General features: G+C 38.3%; 5 protein-coding genes. 2 read left to right on the plus strand and 3 right to left on the minus strand.

All coding sequences use genetic code 11. The features are described 5' to 3' along the window. The first annotated feature begins 632 nt into the window (after positions 1-632). The gene (locus tag QZT26_RS14740) at positions 633-2168 is read left to right on the plus strand and encodes a GGDEF domain-containing protein (protein WP_164995145.1); all 1536 of its coding nucleotides are present in this window, start codon (positions 633-635) and stop codon (positions 2166-2168) included. 304 nt (positions 2169-2472) lie between these two features. Here the strand turns inward: QZT26_RS14740 and QZT26_RS14745 are convergent, their stop codons facing one another. Both QZT26_RS14745 and QZT26_RS14750 read right to left on the minus strand, forming a co-directional pair. Further along, positions 2473-2658 carry a hypothetical protein gene (locus QZT26_RS14745; protein ID WP_099323813.1) on the minus strand — a complete coding sequence of 62 codons (186 nt, stop codon included), beginning with the start codon at positions 2656-2658 and terminating at the stop codon, positions 2473-2475. Positions 2659-2696: 38 nt separating this feature from the next. Then, entirely contained in the window at positions 2697-3503 is an 807-nt protein-coding gene (locus QZT26_RS14750; protein WP_295103230.1) for an SAM-dependent chlorinase/fluorinase, read from the minus strand. A 653-nt stretch (positions 3504-4156) separates the two neighbouring features. Here QZT26_RS14750 and QZT26_RS14755 point away from each other — a divergent pair. After that, positions 4157-6364 carry an ATP-dependent RecD-like DNA helicase gene (locus QZT26_RS14755; protein ID WP_295103231.1) on the plus strand — a complete coding sequence of 736 codons (2208 nt, stop codon included), beginning with the start codon at positions 4157-4159 and terminating at the stop codon, positions 6362-6364. A gap of 510 nt (positions 6365-6874) precedes the next feature. On the opposite strand, the gene QZT26_RS14760 is transcribed toward QZT26_RS14755, so the two are convergent. After that, positions 6875-8902: a tetratricopeptide repeat protein gene (locus tag QZT26_RS14760; RefSeq protein ID WP_099323809.1), complete on the minus strand. Its 2028-nt coding sequence runs from the start codon at positions 8900-8902 to the stop codon at positions 6875-6877. Positions 8903-9067: the final 165 nt, after the last annotated feature.

Raw genomic sequence — 9067 nt, forward strand, 5'->3', positions numbered from 1 at the left:
TTTTGTGATTTCCGCCATGTTTTAATGAAACGTTGCAGTAGTGTTAACCCTGACAGGGTTTCAAACCCTGTCAGGGTTGTTTTGCCCCGACTCCATGAACGCTTACAAACAATCGGGAATGCACCCGTTTTTCTGTATGTTACCCAAGATATTTGGAAAACCTCTTTTGAATCGAATAATACACGAAGTTTCGCTTGCCGGCTAAATGGAAGCCAGAGCTTCTAACGCAATTACGTTCCCAAGCCGGAGCTTGGGAACGAGCATTTTTGTTTTTCCAAAAATCTAAACTGTTTCCAATAATCGCAGTGTAGGGGCGAAGCATTTGCTGTAAATTGTCATAAATGCGTTCATATCCAAACGGGCAAATGCTTCGCCCCTACTTTTTCAAAAAACTAAAGTGTTACAAAAAGTTGGATTTGTGCACTAAACTTCAAGTATAGTAAAGTATAATAAGGCAATAGAAAATAAAAATTGAAAAATATATTTTACGGTAAATAGTAACAATTTATGTTTTTAAGAAATTCCAATGCTATTGATGTTTGTGCAGTGTATCCATGCGCTAACTATAAGTATTAAGTGGCCAAAAAGGTCCGTTTTGCAAACGCCCTATACATTAATAGTGGAGTATTGATATGAAAAAAGAAGATATTTTAAAGGATATACTAAAATCGCCAGACCTGCCAACATTACCTTCCGTAGCATCAGAAATTATTTCCCTTACATCAAAAGAGGAAACGTCTGTAAAAGAAATAGCAGGTATGTTATCAAAAGACGTTTCGCTTTCTGCGAAAGTATTAAAGATTGCTAATTCTGCCTATTATGGTTTTGCATATAAAATAAGCACCATACAGCAAGCAATATCATGTATCGGAATCAATGCTATAAGGAGCCTGGTTCTTTCCTTTTCATTTCTCTCAATTAAAGGAGGCAATAAGGCGGAATTATTCATGTATGAAGATTTTTTGGTGAAATCTCTTGCTACCGCAGTTGTTGCCAGGTTGATTAAGAATAAAATTGATAATAATGATCTTGAGGAGATATTTATTGCGGGACTTTTAAAAGATATTGGCAAATTAATTATAGCGAGCACACACCCAGAATTATACGATCAGGTCGCTAAAGAGGCGCAAAATAGTAAAAAAAACATTATTGAGATTGAGCAGCAAATTATCGGTATAGACCACGCACAAATAGGCTATGAGATTACAAAGAACTGGTGCTTCCCGGATATATTATCAGTTCCCATTCAATATCACCATTTTCCGGAAAAGAACAAAGGAGATGATAAAAAGGCACAACTTTACACAAATGTTATTTATTTTTCAGGGTTGGTATCCAACATTTTATATTCTAATGAGCCGAATAAATATTATGATACATTTATTAAGGAAATGAAGGTTAATTTGGGTTTTAGCAAGGCAGTAATTGACGATATATTGGATAAAGTTGACCTGGAGGTGGTGCATAATGCAAACTATTTTGGGTTTTATATTAAGAAGCCAAAATCTATTGAGGAGATATTGATTGAAGCAAATACCATTCTCAGTGGAATAAATCTGACGTATGATCAAATGAATAAAGAACTTGTCAATGCAAAAATACAAATGCAGAAAGCGGCCAGGGAGCTTGAGATAAAAAATAAGTGGCTTGAAAGTCTTGCCAATATAGACGGGTTAACGGAAGTATATAATCATCGGTATTTACAAATATTTCTTGAAAGGGAACTTAATAGAACAAAAAGGAAAAAGGGCGTTTTTTGTTTAATCATGCTCGATGTGGATAATTTTAAAAAATTTAACGATAACTATGGCCACCAGGCAGGTGATTTTATTTTAAAGGAATTGTGCGATTTATTGAAAAAGGGAATCAGAACTTATGACATACTCGCCCGCTACGGGGGAGAAGAATTTGCAATAGTCTTGCCTGAATCAGATCTGGAAGGCGCCTTGATTGTTGCAGAGAGACTGCGCCAAAGGGTTGCAGAGCATGTCTTTGCCGATAATAAAGAACAATATAAAGTAACAATAAGCATTGGTGTGGCGGAAACGAAACCATCAATAGATAACTTAAACAGGAGCGGTCTTATTGGACGTGCAGATAAGGCATTATTAGAATCGAAGAAAAATGGCAAAAACAGGATCACCGCCTGTTTGGATAAGAAAAAATGATTCAGTACCTAAGTTGGTATAACCAGAACCAAACATGCGTTAGATAAAAAATTTGAAGTACGAAATACAAAGTCCGAAATAAATTCAAAAATACAAAATCCCAATGAAAAAAACCCGGTTTTGAACAGTTGAAGTTTGGAATTTGCTTCGTATTTCGCATTTCGGATTTCACCATTATGCAGTCGGCAAATTGCAAATTGCAGATTGCCGATTGAGGACTCAGGCTAATGGTGTTCCCCTTCGCTTGCATTGACTTCGAGGGATATTGTTTTTACAAGGGCATTAAGTTCCTGGGCTTGCGCCGTCAATTCTTCTCCTGCCGAAGCAGCCTCTTCTGCAGTTGCGGCATTTTTTGCACTACCTGATCCATCTGCTGAATGCCATTGCTTTGTTCTTCTGAAGCGGAAGCAATCTCATTTATCAGAGCAGCTACCCTTTTAACCTGCGTAACAGAATTTGAGAATACCTCGCGATTATTGGAAGTTTTCAAAAAACTAAAGTATTATAGATAGGTGGGTTTCTTTTTGTTCAAGCATCGAGGTAAACCTTGTGGCCTTGTTTTGCCCTGAAATGTTTTTTGGCATTTCCCTGATTTACTGATATTTCTAAAAACCCCGCACTTCCTATAAACATAAGTGGCATGCCGGTTTTTACATCGGCATAGGTATTACTTAAGCCCTTTATTTTCTCATTGTCTACCGTTAAAATTAGATTGTTTGTGGTTGTTTCTAAATTATCTATGTCTTTTTCTGTGATGTTGGTAATGAGGTTGCCAAAATGGTCAATAGAGAGAATGGTTCCGTTAATCCTTCTGTTTTCTTTTGCAAATACGGGATTTGGCATGTCAATCTGACGGAACTGATTGATTTTCCTGCCTAACTGATCGGGTAAGATGCCAAGTGACAGATGTGCCGCTACCGGTGCGAAGATGTCCCGTCCATGAAAGGTATTGCTTTGCCCCGGCAGGAAAAATTTGGTATTTGTCACACGTGTGATGGTTTTAGTCTTTTCTTTTTGAAGGATAAAACTCAATAAACCATTATCCGGGGCAAGGAACAGGTGTCCTTTGCATTCTGCACAGAGTATGTTTCTTTCACTGCCAACGCCGGGGTCAATAACGGCAATGTGTATAGTTCCTTTTGGAAAATACTGGTAAGAGGTGTACAGTATATATGCCCCGCGAAAAACGTCTTGTGGCGGAATCATATGGCACAGATCGATGATGTTGGCATGCGGATTAATCCCGGCAATCACTCCCTTCATAATGCCGGTATAAGCATCATGAATTCCGAAGTCAGTAAGAAGTGTTATTATCCGTGACCGTTGATTTGCCATGTGGCGTTTGCCGGGTAATTTTAAAAATGGTTTCTCCGCATACCAGGAGGAAAACGATCCTCTCATTACATGCTTTTGTTAATGCAGCGATTATCGTTTTCGTCCGTAAATGTTTTCTGCGGTTTTTCCCGGGTAATCAGTTATTGTTTCTGTTTTTCAGCATTGACGGGGATTTCTTCTTTAAAAAAGAAGGGACAATACTTCCAGCAATTTATGTCAACAATGCGATATTGTCCACAACACTTCGGGCAAAGCCAGTCTCCCAGTCCAATACAGAGACGTTCGCCAATATGCTGGCTGCATTTATTACAAGGTATCATTGTTTAAACGCTTTAAAAATAGTGAAGGATAATACAAGGCTAATATCTAAAATGTTACAAAATGTTACAAAAAACATGCTAAAATCAAACTATCTGAAATACAAGGATTTTTTAAATTAACATTTTCATCGCTATCATATCATGTTGTAGGGAAATAGTACGTAATATTTTAGTAACACTTTAGCTTTTTGAAAAAGCAGGGGCGAAGCATTTGCTGTAAACTGTCATAAATGCGTTCATACCCAAACGGGCAAATGCTTTGACCCTACACGGCGAGTATTGGAATTTTTAAAAAAACTAAAGTGTTACAATGTTTTTGTAGAGTAACAGAATATGACCATAGAATCAGTCATTCAGGGACAATTAGAAAGAATTACCTATCGCAACGAAGATACGGGATACACTATTGCCAAAATGAAGGTAAATAATCATAAGGAGGTCATTACCTTTACCGGCAACCTGGCATCGGTTACTGAAGGCGAAACAGTAAATCTTCGGGGGCATTGGTATTGTCATCCGAAATATGGAGAACAATTTAAAGTGAGTTCTTACGAACCGGTGACCCCCGCAACTGCAAAGGGTATTGAAAAATATCTTGGTTCAGGGCTTATTAAAGGCATTGGGACGGTAATGGCAAAAAGAATCGTGTCCCGCTTTGGAGTGGCCTCACTTGATATTATTGAACATTCAATAGAACAGCTAAAACAGGTGGAAGGCATTGGAGAAAAGCGCATTGCGATGATCAAAACCGCATGGACGGAACAAAAAGAAGTAAAGGAGGTAATGCTTTTTCTTCAAAGCAACGGAGTAAGCTCTGCATATGCGGCAAAGATATTTAAACAGTACGGCAGGGAGTCTGTCCGTATTGTAAAAGAGAACCCGTACCGGCTGGCAATGGAAGTATTTGGTATCGGGTTTATTACCGCGGATAAAATTGCTGAAAATATGGGCATTGCGAAGGACTCAATATTGCGTGCTGAAGCGGGCATTTTGTATGTTCTGAAAAAATTATTAAACGAAGGCCATGTGTACTATCCTTACGAGTTATTAACGGAGGAATGCAGGAAGGTGCTTGAGGTAGAACGCGACCTCATTATCCGTGCATTTGGAACCATTGCGTTTGAGAAGAGGATAGTAATTGAAGACTGTAATGAAAATGATGAAATAACGGCCAATAACAAGGCGATATATCTTGCAAAATGTTATGTATCAGAAAAAGGAATAGCGGAAATGCTCAATGACCTTATGCAAAAAGGAAAGCGGACATATCTGATGGGCATGGATACCTCCGTTGATTGGGTTCAGAAAGAGTTTGGTATTCGCCTTGCAGAAAAACAACTCCTGGCGGTAAAAGGGGCGGTAGATAAAAAGGTATTTGTCATTACAGGAGGGCCTGGCACGGGTAAGACCACGATTATAAAAACAATTATCAGAATTTATGATAAATCAGGGTTTCGTGTAATATTAGCTGCGCCAACGGGCAGGGCGGCGAAGAGAATGTTTGAGATGACGGGACATGAGGCGAAAACGCTTCATAGATTATTGGAGATAAATCCACAGGAAGGGGGTTTTAGGAAAAATGAGAGAAATCCACTGGACGCAAATGTAATTATCGTGGATGAAGTATCAATGGTGGATACGATACTTATGTACCATTTTTTGAAGGCTGTCCGGAAGGATGCAACCCTGATCCTCGTCGGTGATGTAAATCAGCTTCCCTCGATAGGGGCGGGAAATGTTTTAAATGATATCATAACGTCTGGTGTTGTGCCTTACGTTCATCTCAATGAGATCTTTCGTCAGGCGAAAGAAAGCGTTGTGGTGATGAATGCTCATCGGATAAACAGCGGATATATGCCGGTACTTACTTTTGAAAAGGACAGACTTCAGGATTTTTATTTTATTCAGCTTGAAGACCCTGAAAAAATAATAAACGAAATCGTTTCGTTATGTAAAGAACGGATTCCCGGCAGATTTCAGTTTGATGCCATTAAGGATATCCAGGTGTTAACGGCAATGAATAAGGGGGTTTTGGGGGTACATCATTTAAATAACACCCTTCAAAATGCCCTCAATAAATCTCCTGTTGAATTAATAAAAGGCACAAGACAATTTAAAAAACATGATAAGGTTATGCAAATAGTAAATAACTATGAAAAAGATGTATATAATGGTGATATAGGGTTCATTGTTGATATAGATGATGAATATCAGGAAATTACCGTAAATTATGACGGAGGGGAGGTTGTATATGATTACAAAGAACTCGATGAAATAGTGCTGGCGTATGCGGTATCGATTCATAAATCCCAGGGGAGTGAGTACCCTGTTGTTATACTGCCTGTTCATATGCAACATTATATGCTCTTGCAAAGAAATCTTTTGTATACAGGAATAACCAGGGGAAGGAAATTGGTGGTGTTAATAGGTACAAAAAAGGCATTGGCAATCGCAGTAAAAAATGACAAACCATGTAAAAGATATACGTATTTAAAAAGAAGGCTGGTAGAGGTATTTAATGCTGAACAGGGGACAGTCTAAAATATTGCCTTTGTCCTTTTGATCGTTTAGTTGTAACTTTTCAATAAGTTGATGTTTTTATAATAATGTAAAACTTTGTAACACTTTAGTTTTTTGAAAAAGCAAAAACGCTCGTTCCCAAGCTCCGGCTTGGGAACGCAATTGCATTGGAAGCTCTCGCTTCCCTTTGGTAAGCATATTCGGTTCAAAGTTAAAGGGATTAGCATCCCCCCTTGCCCCCCTACTGGGAGATTTAACGATTTAACGAAGCATGAAATAGATTTTCAAATATATGGATAGCATGGTTTTATTCTTTTTTCCATGCGAAGCCGGAGCTTCTCAAACAATCACATTCCCAAGCTGGAGCTTGGGAACGAGAGCGAATGCTGAACAGGGGACAGTGTAAAATATTGCTTTTGTCCTTTTGATAACTTCTCAATAAGTTGATGTTTTTATAATAATTTCTACAGTCCACAGTCTGCAATTTGCCGACTGCCGATTGCACAGTCTCAACTTATTGAGAAATTACGTTTAGTTTGCCTGTTCAAGTTGTTGTATAAGTTTGTTTATGCCGGTAGCCTGGTCTTGTTGCGGATCGAGTTTTATGCTTTCTTTAAGATGAAATAATGCCGCATGTTTGTCTTTTTTGTGTTTCAGCAGCAGAGCGCCCAGATTCATATGGGCGTTTGCGTAATCGGGTTTGATTTTTACGGCAGTTTGAAATGCATGAATGGCATTGTCAAATTGCTGCCTGTCGTTATAGAGGATGCCAAGTCCGTTATGGGCCTTTGCGTGATTTGGTTCCATAGAAATCGCAGTCAGGAATTCACGTTCCGCCAGATCCATAGCGCCCTTTCGGTAATATGCGATGCCAAGGTTACTGTGTGCGTCAGGGTAATAATGATTTATTGAGATTGCTTTGGTAAATTCCCGGATTGCTTCATCTAATATTCTTTCTTTGGTATATATTACCCCTAAATTATTATGTGCTTGTGTGTGTTGTGGATATATTTCAATACTTTTTTTGTAACAGGCAATTGCATCTTCATAAAGACGCATTTTGTCATAATAAATGCCAAGGTTATTAAAAAGGTCGGCGTCGTTCGGGTCTATTTTTAACGCCTTTTTGTATTCTTCAAAAGCGGCGCTGTTAATGTCCATTTTTTCATAGGCATTTCCCAGGTTAATGTGACTTCTCGCACTGTTCGGTGAAACAGTAAGTGTTTTTGACCATAAGCGTAACCCATCCTTCCAATCCGTGTTTCTCCGAAGCGTTAAATATGCGCTTCCTGACAAAAGAAAAAAGAGCGCCGGAAGCAGCGTCAGCGAAATAGGGAAAGTTGTAGTGAATGTAAAAGGTTTTCTGACGGTGTTCCGTTCATGATAAGAAGATAAAAAGGAGGCGCTCTTAGTCAACAAAATCCCAAATGCCATGCAAATACCGGCACAAGGAACATATAAATACCTTTCTGCCATAACATTGCCCAATGGGATAATATTCATTACGGGGGATAAGGTAATGAAAAACCACACAATGCAAAAGAAAATATAGTTATTTCTTTGTTTTGTACGAAATGCAAGTATTCCCGTTGCCGTTAAAAGCAGTGCGTATATCCAGAAGGATATTTTCGCAATGGATGTTGAAACAGGAATCACATAATCCACATTTAAAGGAAAGGGAAGGAAGAGTAATTTTATATAATATGCCAATACGTGGGTCATGGTAAGAAAGCTGGAGAAAGGATTCTTTAATGGCGATTGTATTTCTGATTCCAAAGGATTGTGGAGAAAGTAAAAGCGGATTGAGAGATAGAAAAGAGAAATCAGCAGGTAGCCGCTATAATAGCGATAAAAACCTGATTTTAGATAAGAGAGGCGTAATGATATGGATGGGTTTATTGGTTGCACACTCCCGTTGTTTTGACGTCCTGCCAACAGTGTATTTTTTAGTAAAAACGGTGGGAAAACAAGGTCGTGTAAAATAATTAATACCGGTAAAGTAATCGCCATTTCTTTGGAGAAAAGTCCAAAAAAATAACAGAGTAAAGATAATGAGTAATGAATGAAATATTTGTCTTTGCGGGATTTTAAAAAAAAGAGAAAGCCCGATATCATAAATAGAAACGCAAACAGATCCTCCCGAAACCCGATTGCGTTTACGGATTCTGATAAGAGGGGATATGAAGAAAACAGTAATGCCGACACAAAAGCAGTTAGCCGTTTTTTCAGCAGTTGAAAACAAAAGAGAAAGAAGAATACACAGTTTGCCGAATGGATTAAAACATTGGTAAGGTGGTAGCCGGCAGGGTTGGATTTCCAGAAGGTAAAATCAACAAAATAAGAGAGGGTGACTACCGGACGATACGTTAATTCAGCGGAAAGAGAAAAATATTTGCCTGTAAAAATATCCGGAAAGTTATGCCAGTGCCGTATGAAATAATTATCGACTATCGTTGATTGATCATCATACACAAAGGAATTGTGCAGACAATTCAAATAAACGACAAATGAGTAAAACAAGAGCGCCAGTGAGCAATATATGCAAAAATATTTTTTCAAAATGAGAGAGTGCCTGTTCCAATGGTTATTGCGAATAATCTAAATCCTGCAAACGATTTTCGCAATGCGAAAATCAGTATTTTCCACTACCAAGATTGGCAAAAAGCGATAACAGATATCCGTTTTTTAGCAATTGTGGTAGCGCTATTGTACTACTTTAAACAA

Origin of the sequence: uncultured Candidatus Kuenenia sp. (assembly GCF_900696675.1) — a bacterium.
GTDB classification, from domain to species: Bacteria; Planctomycetota; Brocadiia; order Brocadiales; family Brocadiaceae; genus Kuenenia; species Kuenenia stuttgartiensis_A.